The organism is Streptomyces sp. NPDC051320 (genome assembly GCF_040682175.1).
Lineage (GTDB): Bacteria > Actinomycetota > Actinomycetes > Streptomycetales > Streptomycetaceae > Streptomyces.
Genome location: NZ_JBFBAL010000005.1, coordinates 222,435 through 236,930, shown reverse-complemented (window position 1 = coordinate 236,930; position 14,496 = coordinate 222,435). Strand labels below are relative to the sequence as shown.

The 14,496-nt window shown below is 69.0% G+C and carries 13 protein-coding genes; 7 read left to right on the top strand and 6 right to left on the bottom strand.

From position 1 onward, the window contains the following. Window positions 1–55 precede the first annotated feature (55 nt). Window positions 56–838, top strand: a complete 783-nt coding sequence (locus AB0M87_RS13825; protein ID WP_365852300.1) for a transcriptional regulator — start codon at window positions 56–58, stop codon at window positions 836–838. Here AB0M87_RS13825 and AB0M87_RS13820 read toward each other — a convergent pair. After that, window positions 728–2,359: an RICIN domain-containing protein gene (locus AB0M87_RS13820; protein WP_365852298.1), complete on the bottom strand. Its 1,632-nt coding sequence runs from the start codon at window positions 2,357–2,359 to the stop codon at window positions 728–730. The two genes, AB0M87_RS13825 and AB0M87_RS13820, sit on opposite strands and share 111 nt — an antisense overlap. Before the next feature lie 742 nt (window positions 2,360–3,101). Here AB0M87_RS13820 and AB0M87_RS13815 point away from each other — a divergent pair. Both AB0M87_RS13815 and AB0M87_RS13810 read left to right on the top strand, forming a co-directional pair. Further along, window positions 3,102–4,940: a SpoIIE family protein phosphatase gene (locus AB0M87_RS13815; protein ID WP_365852296.1), complete on the top strand. Its 1,839-nt coding sequence runs from the start codon at window positions 3,102–3,104 to the stop codon at window positions 4,938–4,940. A 608-nt stretch (window positions 4,941–5,548) separates the two neighbouring features. Continuing rightward, window positions 5,549–6,247 carry a transglycosylase SLT domain-containing protein gene (locus tag AB0M87_RS13810; RefSeq protein WP_365852294.1) on the top strand — a complete coding sequence of 233 codons (699 nt, stop codon included), beginning with the start codon at window positions 5,549–5,551 and terminating at the stop codon, window positions 6,245–6,247. Between the two features lie 55 nt (window positions 6,248–6,302). Here AB0M87_RS13810 and AB0M87_RS13805 read toward each other — a convergent pair whose 3' ends face one another. From AB0M87_RS13805 to AB0M87_RS13785, 5 genes are all read right to left on the bottom strand, one after another. Beyond that, complete coding sequence (locus tag AB0M87_RS13805; RefSeq protein ID WP_365852292.1) at window positions 6,303–6,569, bottom strand: hypothetical protein; 267 nt, start codon at window positions 6,567–6,569, stop codon at window positions 6,303–6,305. A gap of 96 nt (window positions 6,570–6,665) precedes the next feature. Next, window positions 6,666–7,466 carry a VOC family protein gene (locus AB0M87_RS13800; protein WP_365852290.1) on the bottom strand — a complete coding sequence of 267 codons (801 nt, stop codon included), beginning with the start codon at window positions 7,464–7,466 and terminating at the stop codon, window positions 6,666–6,668. A gap of 118 nt (window positions 7,467–7,584) precedes the next feature. Further along, complete coding sequence (locus tag AB0M87_RS13795; RefSeq protein WP_365852288.1) at window positions 7,585–9,849, bottom strand: FUSC family protein; 2,265 nt, start codon at window positions 9,847–9,849, stop codon at window positions 7,585–7,587. A gap of 125 nt (window positions 9,850–9,974) precedes the next feature. Further along, the gene (locus AB0M87_RS13790; RefSeq protein ID WP_365852286.1) at window positions 9,975–11,561 is read right to left on the bottom strand and encodes an APC family permease; all 1,587 of its coding nucleotides are present in this window, start codon (window positions 11,559–11,561) and stop codon (window positions 9,975–9,977) included. A 130-nt stretch (window positions 11,562–11,691) separates the two neighbouring features. After that, window positions 11,692–12,189, bottom strand: coding sequence for a peptidylprolyl isomerase (locus AB0M87_RS13785; protein WP_365852284.1), 498 nt, complete (start codon window positions 12,187–12,189; stop codon window positions 11,692–11,694). Between the two features lie 141 nt (window positions 12,190–12,330). Between AB0M87_RS13785 and AB0M87_RS13780 the strand changes: the two genes are divergently transcribed. From AB0M87_RS13780 to AB0M87_RS13765, 4 genes are all read left to right on the top strand, one after another. After that, a complete protein-coding gene (locus tag AB0M87_RS13780) occupies window positions 12,331–12,879 on the top strand; it encodes a hypothetical protein (protein ID WP_365852282.1) in 549 nt (182 codons plus the stop codon). 130 nt (window positions 12,880–13,009) lie between these two features. Next, window positions 13,010–13,315: a hypothetical protein gene (locus AB0M87_RS13775; RefSeq protein WP_365852280.1), complete on the top strand. Its 306-nt coding sequence runs from the start codon at window positions 13,010–13,012 to the stop codon at window positions 13,313–13,315. A 57-nt stretch (window positions 13,316–13,372) separates the two neighbouring features. Next, window positions 13,373–13,546: a CsbD family protein gene (locus AB0M87_RS13770; RefSeq protein WP_365852278.1), complete on the top strand. Its 174-nt coding sequence runs from the start codon at window positions 13,373–13,375 to the stop codon at window positions 13,544–13,546. A gap of 143 nt (window positions 13,547–13,689) precedes the next feature. Further along, window positions 13,690–14,493 (top strand): VOC family protein, encoded by an 804-nt coding sequence (locus tag AB0M87_RS13765; protein ID WP_365852276.1) that lies wholly within the window; start codon window positions 13,690–13,692, stop codon window positions 14,491–14,493. Window positions 14,494–14,496: the final 3 nt, after the last annotated feature.

The following is a 14,496-nucleotide window of genomic DNA, read 5'->3' as shown; positions in this document are numbered from 1 at the left end:
ACGACTGTCAAGGTACGTCGGTTACACCCATGGGCATCGGCGATATCGTGGAGGTGTGGAAACGTATCCGAGTTCGCCCTCCCCCGAAGAGTCCAGTGACGCGCCGGTGGCAGCGGTTTCGGTGCTCGCGGACGAGCAGCGTCGCCGCCTCTTCGGCATCGCTCGGCGTGCGCGGCGCCCGGTCACCCGGGAGGAAACCGCTGCCGCTGCCGGGATCTCCGTCAAACTGGCCGCCTTCCATCTCGACAAGCTCGTCGCGGCGGGTCTGCTGCGCAGCCGGTACGAGAATCCCGGTGGTGCACCCAGGGTGGGGCGGAAGCCGAAGGTCTACGAACCCACGGACGCGGACATCCGTATCAGCATCCCGGAACGGCGACCCGATGTGATCGCCGAGATCCTCATCGACGCGGTCCTCACCGAGTCACCCGGAGAAGGCGCGCGAGCGGCGGCCCTGCGTACGGCCCGCCGGCGTGGTGAGGACCTCGGAGCCGCCGAGCGCACCCGCGTGCGACCCGGTCGACTGGGTCCTGAACGCTCGATCAGCGCGGCCGAAGTCATGCTCGAGCGGTACGGTTTCGAACCCGACCGACAGGCTCCCACGCGGATGCGGCTGCTCAACTGCCCCTTCCACGCGCAGGCCGCACGCTCACCCGAGCTTGTCTGCGGGATCAACCACGCGTTCCTCTGCGGGTTCCTCCACGGTCTGCAAGCCACCGGCGTGGCTGCGCTACTCGCTCCCCGCGCCGGCCAGTGCTGCGTCGAGCTGCGGGAGCCGCCCCGGGGCGGCTCCCGCAGCGACGGCACGGCGGAGGGAAACTGCGGGCGGGAGACTCCCTGACGGAGGGGGCGTTTTGGCGATCGACTTGGGCACCGGGGCACTCGTGGACGAGTCGAGCAGCCACCGCTGCTGCGCGGAACCGTCGCGCGTCTTGACGACCACGTCCACGTCCGGGTGGGTGGACGTGGGGGCGACGGCCAAGCCACTTTGCCAGCGCGGCAAGAGCTCACCCTGGACCGTGAGGTCGTAGCGGACGTCGTCGGCGCGCGCCGCGGGGCGCCCGGCGCACCTGCTGAGCGTCGTCAGACCGTCGGCGGATCGGGAGTCGAGACAGAGTTCCGGGTCGGCGAGACTGCGCAGAAGACCGTTGTCCTCGTACGACCACTGCTGGTTCGGGCCCGAGGAGCAGGCAGCCAGTTTCGTGTCGGCACCGGCTTCTGCCTCCCCACCCCTGATGTCGAGACACAACCCCGCGGCGGCGTTGCGCAGCCTGGTGCGGATCGGGGTGCCGGGCAGCCCAGCGGACATGTCGGCGGACGGCCCCGCAGACGGAGTACCGGAAGGGGGGGCGGAGGTGCTGGAGTGCGAGCCGGTGGCACCCGTGGACGCGGCGGGGCCCGAAGGTCCGTCGCCGTCGGAGACGAGACTGACGGTGAGCACGGCAGCGAGCAGGGCTGCCGCGACGAGCCCGACTCCGCCGATGAATGCTTTCGACTGCCTCCCCCCGGGTGCGACCCGGGCGCGGATATCGGCGAGCCGGGGCCGCAGGCGATGGCCTCCGGTGCCCGGCTGCCACAGCCCCTCTCCCGCTGGTTCCCGGGCGTGCAGCCCACGGGTGACGCGAGCAGGCCGTGACTCGACATAGCGCCGGGCCCCCCAACCGAGCACCGCTTCCGCCAACAGGGTGCCCACTGCCCCCTCGACGTATCTGAGCTGCTCGGCCGCGTCGCGGCAGTAGCGGCACTCCACGAGATGCTGCTGGACATCCGGAAGAAGGGTGTCACCGCGGTGAATCGATACATCGAGCAGTCGGCTGTAGGAACGGCATTCCTTACTCGGCGCGAGTTCCCTGTGGGCCCGTACGCAACCCGCACGGAATTGCTCGCGCGCCTGCTCGAGTGCGGCCGACGCCTCGTGGACGTCCATGCCCAGCAAACCGGCAGGCACTGAGATGGGGTCAGCCTCGACCTCGATGTGCCAGAGCAAGCACTGCGCGACTCCGGGCAATGTCCGAAAGGAGCGACGGGCAAGCTTCCTGTTTTCGGCCGTAATGGACTTCGCGGTCCGCATGCCGCGTCCGCCCGTCGGCTTCCGGAGTTCCGGCATCAGCATGGTGATGTGCTGCTCCGCGGACCACGCCCGGACGGTGTCACGGACCACAACCAGGAGCCGCGGGCGCAGTGCCTCAGCCGACTCGCCCCGTGCCACGCGCTCGAGTACCTGGTGAAAGGCGGCAGCGGCGACGACCGGCGCGACGCCCCCCGAGGACGCGACGCAGATGACCGCATAGTCGTGGACCGCTTCCCAGTGGCAGGAAAGCAGCACCGCCACCGGATGTGCCGGGTCGTCCTCGGAGGGCATTCTCAGCTGAGCTGCGAGGCTCTCGTCGGGCTCCCTCGGAACGGAACCGGCGGGAGGAAAAGAGGACGAACGCGGGGTGTGGGGGGTGTACACAGCACTGCTTCCTTCCAAGGCGCAAAAACGGCACAGAGAAGTTCCGACCGCCGGAAAGCGGGCCTGATTGGTGCGTACCTATTTCACAGATGGGGGCCGCCGACGAAAGGCCTTTGGGGCGACCGGTACGGCATCTCGGACGCCGGAAGCAGACCGACGATTGCCCATGCGTGACGCCCGTTACCCTTGCACAAGTGACTCACGGGGAACAAGGCACCTGTACAACTTCCATTCGCCGCAACTGAATTCGATCGCAGCAGGTGCCGAATAGGCGGTGCGGCCCGGGAGTTGCTTCCTGTCCCTCCGCGCCTGTCCCTCCGCGGTGGGTCGACGGGTCGGCCGGGGTGTCCGCGGCGCCGCAGCCGCTGAGGCGCCACCGCCCCCGCCGCGTTCCGGCGGTCACCGCTCGAAGAACCCGTGCAGGCGAGCGAAGCCGGTGCGACCCATACGCGCCCAGCAGACCGCCCCCCAAGCACTGCGAGGTAGCGGGGCGGCGTCACGGCCGACGCGGCCAGGGCCGCCACCGGCGCCGAGCCGCCCGCTCCGGACGGGCCCGCCGTCGGGTCGTTGGTTCCGCCCCGCACTGCGAGGAGCAGCATCCCGTCGGAGCATGGAAGGAGGAGCATGCACCGGCACGAAGGGGCATCGGATGGGTGGCGGACGGGATGAACCGAATCCTGGGGAATACGCTGCCGAGCTGAGCCAGATCGATGCGCTCAACCGGCGGGAAGCCGTGGCGGAGGCGATCGACGGACAGCGGGCGGACCGCCCCGGACCGGCGCTGGGGCCGGAGGCGGGCCCGGACGGCTCGCGTGCCACGTCCCGCAGCCGTGACAACTTGCTGCTGGGCGCCGGCCACGCAGTCGCGGTGGCGGAGACGCTCGACGACATCCTGAAGGTGCTGTCCCGGCTGCACGCACCGGATTTCCAGCTGGACGGCCAGGCCGTCTTCGGCGTGACCGGGAAGTTCCTCAACGCCCTCGGCGAGTACGGATTCCGCCCCGGAGGGATCGACCGGATGTTCCGGATGCCGCTGACGACGCACTATCCGGCTGTGGAAGTGGTACGGACCGGGCGAGCTGTCTTTCTGCAATCACCGGAGGAATACCTTCGGCGTTTTCCGGCGACTTATCCGCTTTCCGCCCGCAAGGGACGGCTTTCATGGGCCTTCCTGCCACTGGTGACCGCCGGCCGGATCAACGGGGTGTGGCTGGCGGGGTTCCGCTCTCCCGTCGCGTTCACCGCGGACGAGCGCACCCTGCTGGCCCAGGCGGCGCGGCTGGTCGCGCAGGGGCTGGAACGCGCCAGTACGGGCGAAGCGGAGCTCGCGCTGTCCCACGGCCTGCGGATGAGCATGGCAAACGATGGTCCGTCGTTCCCAGGGATCAGCCTGGCTACCCGCTACCTGCCGGCCGGCGGGGGGCTGGTGGTGGGCGGTGACTGGTTCGACAGCATCGAGCTGCCCAACGGGAGACTCGCTGTGGTCATCGGTGACGTGCAGGGCCATGACGTGCACGCGGCTGGACTGATGGCCCAGCTACGGACCGCGGTGCACGCCTACGCGGCGGAGGGGCACCGGCCCGACGCCGTGCTCTCGCGGGCCTCGCGCTTTCTGTCCGCTCTGGACGCGGACAGGTTCGCCACCTGCATCTACCTCGAGGCGGATCCGGCCACCGGGATTCTCCGGATCGCGCGAGCGGGTCACCCGCACCCGGTGCTGCGCATGCCGGACGGCACCTGCGTGATCAAGCACATCGACGGCGGACTGCCCCTGGGACTGATTCCCGGCGAGGACGACTACCCGGTCTCCGTCCTGAAGCTTCACGACGGGGAGACCATGCTGCTCTGCACGGACGGGCTGATCGAGAGCGGCGGTCACGACATGTACAGCGGCTGGGCGCGCGTGCGGGACGCCCTGTCGCCGGGGCCGGGATCGGACCTCGAGGCGATGGCAGACCGGCTGCTCCGGGCGGTGAGCGGTCCGCTGCCGGAGCACGACCAGGACCAGCCGATCACCCTGAACGAGGACGACATCGCGCTGATGCTGCTGCGTCGCGACGGTGGCGTGCCGAAGCCGGACGTGCCCGAACGGCGGCTCGTGCTGACCATCACGCAGGACCGGGCGCAAGGCGTGTCGGAAATGCGGACCGAGCTGAAGGCGCTACTGCACGACTGGACGTCGCCCGACCAGATCGATACAGCCGTGCTGCTGGCCTCCGAGCTGCTCGGTAATGTGCTGGTGCATACCGACGAGGCCGCCGCGTTCACCGCCACTGTCAATGGGGAGCTCGGCCACCGGGCCCTGCGAGTGGAGGTCACCGACCGGGGTGACGAGCTGCCGCATCAGCGCGCGCCCGGCGAAATGGCCTCCTCCGGCCGTGGTCTGGTGCTGCTCGACATCCTCTCCGACCAGTGGAGCGTCCGTCCGGAGCCGGAAGGCAAGACCGTGTGGTTCTCGGTCGAGGAAACCGCGGACCGGCGCGCCTGACGCACGGAGGCGGCTGGGACCAGGGCGTAGCGGAGAGTAAACAATTCGCCACGCCATTCCTTCCTGCCGTCGGGGGAATCGGCGCTGCCTGCACGATCCACCCATGACCGCTCACAAGCGGCCTGTCAGCGGCTGAGCGCCTCATCGGGTCTGACGTTTCGGTGTCGATCTCGGCGAACGCGCCTTTCGCCATGCCCGGCCGGTGGGCCCGTCCAGGAGCCCTCGCCGTGCGCCGCTCCAACACAGCTGCCCTGCAGCCGAAATGCCGTGTGACCCAGGCAACTTGGCGGCCCTTTTCGCCGGCCTCAGGTCGTGACACCCGACACAGGACCTTGGTCACATACGACCACGGTTAGTAGGGGGTCGCCCCCGTACATCACCTAAAAAACCACATCAATATCGGTCATTCCGCCCTATCTCACTATGAGAGGTAGTAGAAGGGTGCATTGCCTCCGCCGAGAACCGGCGCTAACCATGGTTCCCGGCAAGCACCGAGAACGAGCCTGCGAACAACGCCAAGCCCGGCGGACGCGGCCAAGACCCTCGGTTCCCCTGGACACGCGCCACCGAAGGCCGCCTCCCCGTCCCCGCACCTGGAAGAGGTCCGCATGCCCCGCTTCACCACGTTCCGCATCACCCGCTCGCACAAGATCGCCACTGCTGTTCTCGTGAGCGCAGGCGCAGCCACCGCCCTGACCGCCACCGCCGCACCGAGCAGCGCACACACCACTACGGCGGCCGCCTCCACCGTCCAGCCGGTCAAGGCGAACGGGCTGCCCACCACCGTGAAGCCGGTCACGTCGAACATCACGCAGGCCAAGGACACGGCCAAGGACACGACGAAGACGGCGAAGATCGTGGACGCCTCATCCGTCTCCGACCACCTCAAGCTCACAGTCATGGCGCAGTCCAAGGCCGCCAAGCACGCCGCGAAGCAGGCTGCCAACCGGTCCACGCACCGCAAGGCTCTGGCGCCCAAGCACTACACGAACAACCTCGACGGGTGGATCCGCCAGTCGCTCGCCATCATGAAGGCCAAGGGCATTCCCGGCACTTACGAGGGACTGCACCGCAACATCATGCGTGAGTCCAGCGGCAACCCCAACGCCGTCAACGACTGGGACATCAACGCCATCAACGGCATACCCTCCAAGGGACTGCTGCAGGTGATCCAGCCCACCTTCGACACCTACCACGTCGCGGGCACCGCCGATAAGCTCACCGACCCGGTAGCGAACATCACGGCTGCGGCCAACTACGCGGCCCACCGGTACGGCTCCATCGACAACGTCAACTCGGCGTACTGATCGACCCGTCCGCACCCTGACCGCCGTCCGGCCCGCAAGAAGGGCCGGACGGCGGTCAGGGTGTGTCTCCCTCCCAGTCCCATCGCAACGGGTCCGCTGCGCGGGGGCCGTAGAGCGTCCGCCCGCCGGGGCCGTAGGAGCCGATCTCGGTGACGAGGACCGCCCCCTCCCCCAGCTGCGCTCCGCTCCAACCGGTCACATCCAGCAGCAAACCGTCCAACGGCCCGCCCACCAGCTCCCGGTAGACATGGCCGGGCCGCGGGCCCGGGTCCGGGTCGTCATGGTCGGCGCCGTACACCCTGCGCCGTATCAATTCGTCCATGCCCTCCACCCTGCCAGCCACCACTGACAGGCCGACCGCACCGCAGGCGACCGCACGGCAGGCGACCGTACGCAGCACAAGGTCGTTGGGGCGGGATCATGCCGTCGCCGGGTCGCCCTTGATGAGGGCGAACTGAGCGCCTGCGGGGTCACGCAACATCGCCAGACGTCCGACACCCGGCGCGTCGCTCGGCGGCATCATGACGGTGGCTCCGCGTTCGGTGGCCGCGGCGAACGTCGCGTCGCAGTCCTGCACACCGAAGTACGGATGCCACTCGGATGTCGAACCGGCCAGCACGTTCTCCTTCGGGAGCTGCATGATGCCACCCTGCCCCGTGTCACCTTCCACACCCCCGCCCGGCGAGGAGGCTACGGTGTACACCATGTCGCCACCCATCGTCATGTCCTGGTAGTCCCAGGCGAAGACCGAACGGTAGAACTCCTTCGCTGCCGCCGCGTCGATGGTGTGCAGTTCCGTCCAGCAGAGGGTGTTCGCGTCCATCACCGATTCCAGGCCTTGCACGTCGCCCGGTTGCCACACGGCGAAATCGGCGCCCGTGGGGTCCGTGAAGGCGGCCAGCCGCCCGGCGGTAAAGACATCCATGGCCGGACGACGTACATTCCCGCCGGCCTGCCGCACGGCGTCGGTCGTGCGGTCGGCGTCCGTGCTGTGGAAGTACACCGTCCAGGACGAACTCGCACCGTCCTCGGTCAGAGGACCGACCGCGGCGACCGTCCTGCCGTTCAGCTGGAAGAACCCGTAACCGCCCGCATCGGGGCCGGCGGACTCGAAGGTCCAGCCGAAAACGGCGCTGTAGAAGGAGACCGCTGCGTCGATGTCGGGGGCTCCAAGATCGAGCCAGTTCGGTGTGCCCGGCACGTAGTTGGTCGTCAGCATGGGAGTTCCTCCGATGTGCTGGTGACGGTGTCACCGCTGTCCACGGTCGCGGAACTCCATCCTCACCCGTACCGATGAAACCCGCGCGGCGTGCCCCGGGCCCCGCGTGTCGTCCGTGCTAGCCCTTCTTGTGCTCGTCCCGGCCGACGACGGGAACGCCGAGCGGGCGGGCCAGCCCCGCCACGCCTTCGTCCAGACGCTGCAGGTGGCGCAGTACGCGGAAGGTCACCGTGCCCGAGCGTGGAATTCCGGAGCCGCTGTCCTCCAGCATCGAGGCGATGCTGGCGCCGGACTCCACTTCGCCGCCCGCGTCCTCGTCCAGAAGGCCGGCGACGAGCACGTCGATGTTGTGTGCGATGCGCCTGCCTGCCCGCTCGAGGCGTGGGTCCGCCGCCACGGTCCTGCTGTACGGCACCAATTCGGCCGTCGCGGCCAGCGAACGGGTGTGGTAGGCGCAGGTCTCCAGCAGTGCCACCAGGTAACGGACTGTCTGGCGGCGCACCCGCAACGGGGTGATGGGGTGCGTCAGTGGCCTGGTGGATCGGCGCAGGTCGTCCAGTGCGGTGTCCAGGTCACGCGCCATGTCCAGCAGATCGACCGCGGGACCGCCGCTGAGCTGTGACACCGCGGCAGTGGAGATGTCCCGCAGTCGGGCGAGGACGGTACGCAGCAGTTCGTCGGTGCGGCGGTCGGTGTGCACGGGAAGTACCAGCACGGCGGCGATGACACCACAGGCCGCCCCCAGCGCCGTCTCCTCGATCCGCAGCACGAGGACGGCGAAGCTGTAGGTGTGGAGCAGGGTGTAGAGCAACCCCAGCATCGCGGTGACGAAGAAGGACATCAGCGCGTACGACAGGGGCGCCGTGAAGAACATCCCGAAGATCAGGACCAGTACCAGGGCGAACGCGGTCCACGTGTGGTTGCCGACGAGGCCGGCCAGGCCGACCCCGGCGACCACCCCGAGGACCGTACCCAGCAGCCGGCGATAGCCCTTGATCACGATCTCGCCGGTGGACGCCGTGTTGAGGAAGACCACCCAGCAAGTGAGTACCGCCCAGTACCAGCGCTGGCTGGACAGGAACTCACCGCCGACAATGGCCAGTGTGGAGCCCACCGCCACCTGGAAGGCTGCGCGGGTGGTGGAGCGTTGCAGCCCGCGGGCCTCCTCGGCGTCTTCCGGGCCTTCCGCGAACGCGATGTCCTCGGCCTCGAACTCCTCGCGGGAGCGAGTGGTTTCGGGTGCGTCGTCCGACTCGTCCTGCGGTCCGTCCAGCGCCAGCCGCAGGCCCAGGACGGAACGTGCGGCCTCGCCCAGTCCGCGGAAGACGTCCTGGACAGCGAGCGAGGTGGGCGGCAGGTTCCCCTCATCGCGGTAGCCGAGCAGCCGGTTGCGCAGATGGGCCAGCGCCGTGCCGCGGCTGTCGGGGCCGAGCCGGGTCACCAGCAGGTGCAGCGCGGTCAGGTCGCGGCGCAGGGCCGCGGTCGTGTCGTCCTCGCGGCGCGTTCCCTCCGCCATTGCCCCGGCCGGAGCCGGGACCGGCGCGTGCGGAAGGTGCAGGGTGAGGGTGTCCGCCCGCTCGGCACTGCGGGCGTTGAGCAGCAGGACACCGAGCCTTTCGGCGGCGATCTCGGCCTCGGCGACGCGGCGTTGCACCAGCGCCGCATCGCCCGCGTGACGGGTGCCCTCCTCGAGGCGGCCCTGGATCATCAGAGCGGCTTCGTGCAACCGCGCGGTGTGTCTGCGCAGGTCGTCGAGGACCTTGTCCAGCTGATCCGGGGTGGCGTCCAGCAGTTCGAGCTGGGTGGCCACCAGCTGGGCGAGACGCGCTCGGAACGCCTCTCGCAATCGGCCCAGGGTGCGTTCGGGCGTCTCGGGCACCAGGGCGAAGCGTACGATCGCGCTGCCGGCGAAGGCGATGGTCAGGGCCACGTACAGCTCTGGCAGGGCCGCGGATGTGGCGTGCACGAAGAGCGAAACGAAGTAGACCTGGAAGCCCATCAGTCCGAGCGCGGTGGCCCGGTCGCCGAACCGGCGGAAGTACACGGCGCCGAAGATCAGCAGAACGAAGAAGGCGTCACCGGCGATGATCCGGGTGTTGAGCAGTGCGCCCAGCGACATGGCCGCCAGGACGACGGGCAGCCCCAGCGCGAGGGTGATCGCCTGGGCCCTTACCTGCTTCTCCCTGATGGCGAAGGTGGCGACCATGGCCGTCATGGCGCCGGCGACCAGATGTGTGACGGCGGTGTGAAGCACGGCGAGTACGACCAGGGTGAATGCGATCGAGCCCACCGTGCGCAATCCGGCCATCAGCCGCAGGAGCCCCGGGTCGGATGCCGCGAATCGGCCCCAGATACCGGTGCCGCTACCCCGTTTCACTGCCATCGCGCTGCCGTACTCTCCTGATTTCTGCCCAGGTCCGGTTCCGGACAGGCCCCAGCATCGCACGACCGGCCCGCACCGGATCGGCGCCGGTCAGCAGCTGGACACCCGCGGCGAGGACCGCGCGTTCACACGGCTGGGCCCGGTGAGACCTCGGGGGGATCAGTTCTGAGATGGTCGGCGCCCGAGCGGACCGCCCAGCCGAACACGGCAAGCGAGACGGCGCCCACCGCCACGGTGTCGTAGGGCGCGGGCAGGTGGCCGGAACCGCCGAACGTGCCGAGCCATGACAGCAGGGTGAGTGCGGCCAGATAGCAGACCAGCCAGGCTCCGTGCCGCAGTTCGTCGCGCGGAGAAGGCCCGTCCGCTTGCCTGCGCAACGTCAGGAACAGCGGGACGCCTACCAGCACGAGCGGCAGGGCGAGCCGCAGATCGTGCCAGCCCGACCAGTAGACGAATTCGCCGGCCACCACGAAGCTCACCGGCGCGATCCAGCGCACTCCGGGCACCTGACCTTCGGTCCGTGCCCGGCCCTGTTCCCGGTCATGTGCCCGGAACGTTGCGACGGCGACGGCCGATGCCGCGTAGATGAGCAGATACATATCCCCCATCACGCTGACGATGTCCTGCCAGCCGCCGAACGGCAGCATGAAGATGATGATGACCGCCAGGTTGAGCACCAGCGCCCGGCGCGCCGTCCCCGAGCCGGCATCGATGCGCATGAAGAAGCGGGGCAGCAGTCCGTTCTTGGCCAGTGCGTAGGTGTGCCGGGCGTCGATGGCCACCCCGACGTAGGCCGAGCCGCCAGGAGAGACCACCGCGTCGGCATAGAGCAGCGTCGCCAGCCAGTGCAGATTGAGCACCAGGGCGAGCTGACCGAAGGGCGAGTCGAAGTTGACTCCGTGCCAGCCGTGGCCGAGCAGTGCGTCGGGGACGGTGAAGAGGAACGCCAGCTGCAGTCCGAGGTAGACCAGGACCGCGAGGCCGATTCCGGTGAGGACCGCGGCCGGTACCGTGCGGCGTGGCCTGCGGGCCTCACCGGAGAAGTCGAGCGGCGCCTGGAATCCGTTGACCGAGTACACGATGCCGCCGCTGGCGAGCGCCGTCAGACAGGCTGCGTATCCGTACGGAGCGAAACCACCGTGGTCGGTGAGGCGTCCGGAGTGGGTGCCCGACAGGAACAGCGCCACCACGGTGACCACGGGAATGATGACCTTGAACAGCGAGACCAGGTTGTTCAGCCGGGCGAACACCCGCACGGCGAACCAGTTGAGCCCCGTCAGCAGCACGCTCAGGGCCGTGGCGACACCCAGGCCGGACGCGCTGAGCCTGCCGTGCGCGTACAGGCCGGGCAGATAGTGCGCGGCATACTGCATGATCGCGCTGATCTCCGCCGCGGTGCCTCCGACCGACAGCAGCACGGACCAGCCGATGACCGTGCCGACCAGCCGTCCGCTCGCGTACAGCGGCCAGCGCACCGTGCCGCCGCCCTCCGGGCGGGTGGCTCCGAGCTCCACCATCACCAGCGCCACCAAGGCACACAGCACGCCCGCCGCGACCCAGGACAACAGGGCGGCGGGGCCGGCGGTCTGTGCGGCGTACAGGGCGGCGAACAACCAGCCCGAGCCCAGGATGTTGGAGAACCCGATCGCGGTCAGGCCCCAGAAACCGAGGTCCTTACGGAGTCTGCGCTCCTCTGCCAGCACCGCGGGCACGACAGGAAGCTGCGATGGGGGATTTTCCGGCACCTGACATGTCTCCTCGCAGCATCCTGAACCGCTGTTGGCTGCCGCAGCCGGTGCGGCCGCGAGGGTCGCCGCGGCCGCACACGATTTCCGCGGTCCGTCAGATGACGCCGGAGTCCGAAATGGTGATCTTGGCCTTGGTACTGCCGTTGGACGACCCGTATCCCTCGATCCGCTTGACCAGGTCCATGCCCGCGCTGTCGGCGACCTCGCCGAAGACGACGTGCTTGCCGTCCAGCCACGGGGTCACCACGGTGGTGATGAAGAACTGGGAGCCGTTGCTGTTGGGGCCGGCGTTGGCCATCGAGAGCAGGCCGGGCCTGTCGTGCTTCAGGGTGAAGTTCTCGTCCGCGAACTTCTCACCGTAGATGCTCTTGCCGCCGGTGCCGTTGCCCCTGGTGAAGTCGCCGCCCTGCAGCATGAAGGCCGGGATGACCCGGTGGAACCCGGAGCCCGCGTAACCGAAGCCCTTCTCGCCGGTGGCCAGCGCACGGAAGTTCTCGGCCGTCCTGGGAACCGTCTCGTCGAACAGGTTGAAGGTGATCCGCCCGGCGGGCTCGTCGTTGATGGTGATGTCGAAGTACGCCTTGATCGTCATGTTTCCATCCTGACATCCCCGGCGCCGAATGCCCGAATCACCCCCCGGACAGCCCACCCCTGGGGCGCGGAGAAACCGGGGCATCGTCCGTCATCGGGGACTTCGGGACCTCCGGCACGGGTGAGCGATACGGTGCCGTTCATGACACTCGATGATGTGGCGGGGCCCGACCGGGCACCGGAAACGATCTGGGAGCAGTGCGTCGAGTGGGCCGAGCTGCTGGTGCGGATCCAGCTCGATCACCGCCGGCGCACGAGACGCTTCAGCGAGACCGACAGTGTGACGCTCACCGGCTCGGACCGTCCGCTGGTGGTGGTGCTGCTCGCGGCGGCACTTCACGCCCAGGCCGTCGTGCTGCGCGCGGAAACCCCGCGGGACGCTCTGCGCATCCCGCTCGCCACCGCGACGGAGAAGGGCCTCTCCGCGACGCTGCGCCGGACCCCGTACGCCGCGCTGTGCGACGCGCCGCAGGTGCGTGGCGCCGGAGCGGTGCAGCGTGCGGTGCTCATCGCCCGAGCGGAGAGCGGGCATCCCGACGACACGCTGCTCTGGCACCGGGTCCGTGCGGCCGCTGCTGCCGCCGTGGAAACCGCGGGGCGCAGTTGTGCCTCCGATGACGTCGACTGGTGGGAGGGCGGGCACACCATCGCCGACGTCATCGCCGTGTATCCGCCGACCCGGTCCGTGTGATCCGGAGCAGGCAGCAGGCCCGGCCGTTTCCCGGGGCGCGGGGGCCAGTCACGGGTGGCACACTGGAAAAAGTCGAGGTGCGCCAACCCGTGATCGTCGTGCGGGCTGCTCGACCGTGTGGGAGGTACCGATGACGAGCTGGGCGTCGTGGACAACGAGTGGCGTCTTCACGGGCGCAGGCGGGGTCAGAACGGTTGAAGTGGGCCCCATCAGCGGAGACTTGACCGTGCACACCACCTGGATCGACGGTCAGGCCGAGGTGGCGGTCCAGTTCACCGGTGCACTGGACTGGTTCACCCTGCCGGGCAGCCCGGTGCCGTGCCCCTCCCAGGAGGAGAGCAGGTCGCTTCATCAGGCCGTGATCGATGCGATCCGTCTGGGCGCGACCGAGACGGCTCTCTCCGCACCGGGCCGGCGGGGCTCCGCCTCGGCCTAGCGCCGAGCGAGGTGCCCGCCGGCACTGCTTTCCAAGACAGCAAGGATGTGAGTGGCTGTGGCTGAGGAAGACAAGACCCGAGCGAGGGCCGAGCAGGCCAAGGGCAAGGCCAAGAAGGCTGTCGGCCGTACCGTCGGCAACGAATCGATGGCGGCAGAGGGCCGAGCAGGTGAATCCAAAGGTGACCTGCGCCAGGCCAAGGAAAAGGCCAAGGACGCCTTCAAGAAGTAGGAGCCGTCCCTCAGAGCGCGTCCCCCACCCACCGGCGTCCCCCGCACCCTTACGACAGGCTTTCTCCTGGAATAGGGTGGTCGGTGCGGTGAAGGAGTCCCGCGAGCCTCATCCGAGCGAGACAGAAACGCGTTGGACGAAACATGACACTGAGCATGGTTTCCGGCGAGACATCGAGCAGCGACGTGCTGGGCGCCCCTTGCTGGGTGAGCCTGATGACCCGTGACCTGAGGAGTGCGCAGGACTTCTACGGTGCGGTGCTCGGATGGCGCTTTCGCCGGACCAGGCTCGGGGACGACTTCACTCTCGCGCTCATCGACGACGCACCGGTCGCCGGCATCGGCGCTCTGGCGCCGTCACTGCAGGTGGCCGTCGCCTGGACGTCGTATTTCGCGGTCGATGACGCCGACCGAGCCGTGTCCCGGATCCGGGAACGCAGCGGTACGGTTGCCGTCGGCCCGCTCACCTTCCCAGTGGGGCGCGGCGCGCTTGCGGCGGACCGGGACGGGGCGACCTTCGGGGTCTGGGAGGGCCGGCTTCCGGTCGACTGGCCGATCTGGCGCCGGAGAACCCCCGCCTGGCTGCACCTGCGCACGCGTGACGCGCTCGAAGCGGCGATCTTCTACGGCGAGGTTCTCGACTGGGCGACCGGCCGGCCGGGATGCTGCGAACCGGACTACGAAGGGGACGAGGTCGTACTGTACGGCGGCTCCCAGGTGCTGGCCCGGCTGAGTTCGGGTGCGGTCGGTTCCGCGCCGGACCCCCGTATCCGTCCCGGCTGGCATGTCCACTTCCCGGTGGCCGATGTGGCCGCCACCGTGCGGGCCGCACGCGAACACGGCGGTGTCGCGCTCCACGAACACTGTACGAAGGAGAAGAGCGAGGCGACGCTGCGCGATCCCGACGGAGCGCTTTTCACTGTCACCACGCGCTCCTTCCCCTCCTGAGAG

Coding starts and splice junctions, on each gene's coding strand:
- AB0M87_RS13820 (WP_365852298.1), bottom strand. CDS start 2,359: ATGCCCTCCGAGGACGACCCGGCACATCCGGTGGCGGTGCTGCTTTCC.
- AB0M87_RS13815 (WP_365852296.1), top strand. CDS start 3,102: ATGGGTGGCGGACGGGATGAACCGAATCCTGGGGAATACGCTGCCGAG.
- AB0M87_RS13810 (WP_365852294.1), top strand. CDS start 5,549: ATGCCCCGCTTCACCACGTTCCGCATCACCCGCTCGCACAAGATCGCC.
- AB0M87_RS13805 (WP_365852292.1), bottom strand. CDS start 6,569: ATGGACGAATTGATACGGCGCAGGGTGTACGGCGCCGACCATGACGAC.
- AB0M87_RS13800 (WP_365852290.1), bottom strand. CDS start 7,466: ATGCTGACGACCAACTACGTGCCGGGCACACCGAACTGGCTCGATCTT.
- AB0M87_RS13795 (WP_365852288.1), bottom strand. CDS start 9,849: ATGGCAGTGAAACGGGGTAGCGGCACCGGTATCTGGGGCCGATTCGCG.
- AB0M87_RS13785 (WP_365852284.1), bottom strand. CDS start 12,189: ATGACGATCAAGGCGTACTTCGACATCACCATCAACGACGAGCCCGCC.
- AB0M87_RS13780 (WP_365852282.1), top strand. CDS start 12,331: ATGACACTCGATGATGTGGCGGGGCCCGACCGGGCACCGGAAACGATC.
- AB0M87_RS13775 (WP_365852280.1), top strand. CDS start 13,010: ATGACGAGCTGGGCGTCGTGGACAACGAGTGGCGTCTTCACGGGCGCA.
- AB0M87_RS13765 (WP_365852276.1), top strand. CDS start 13,690: ATGACACTGAGCATGGTTTCCGGCGAGACATCGAGCAGCGACGTGCTG.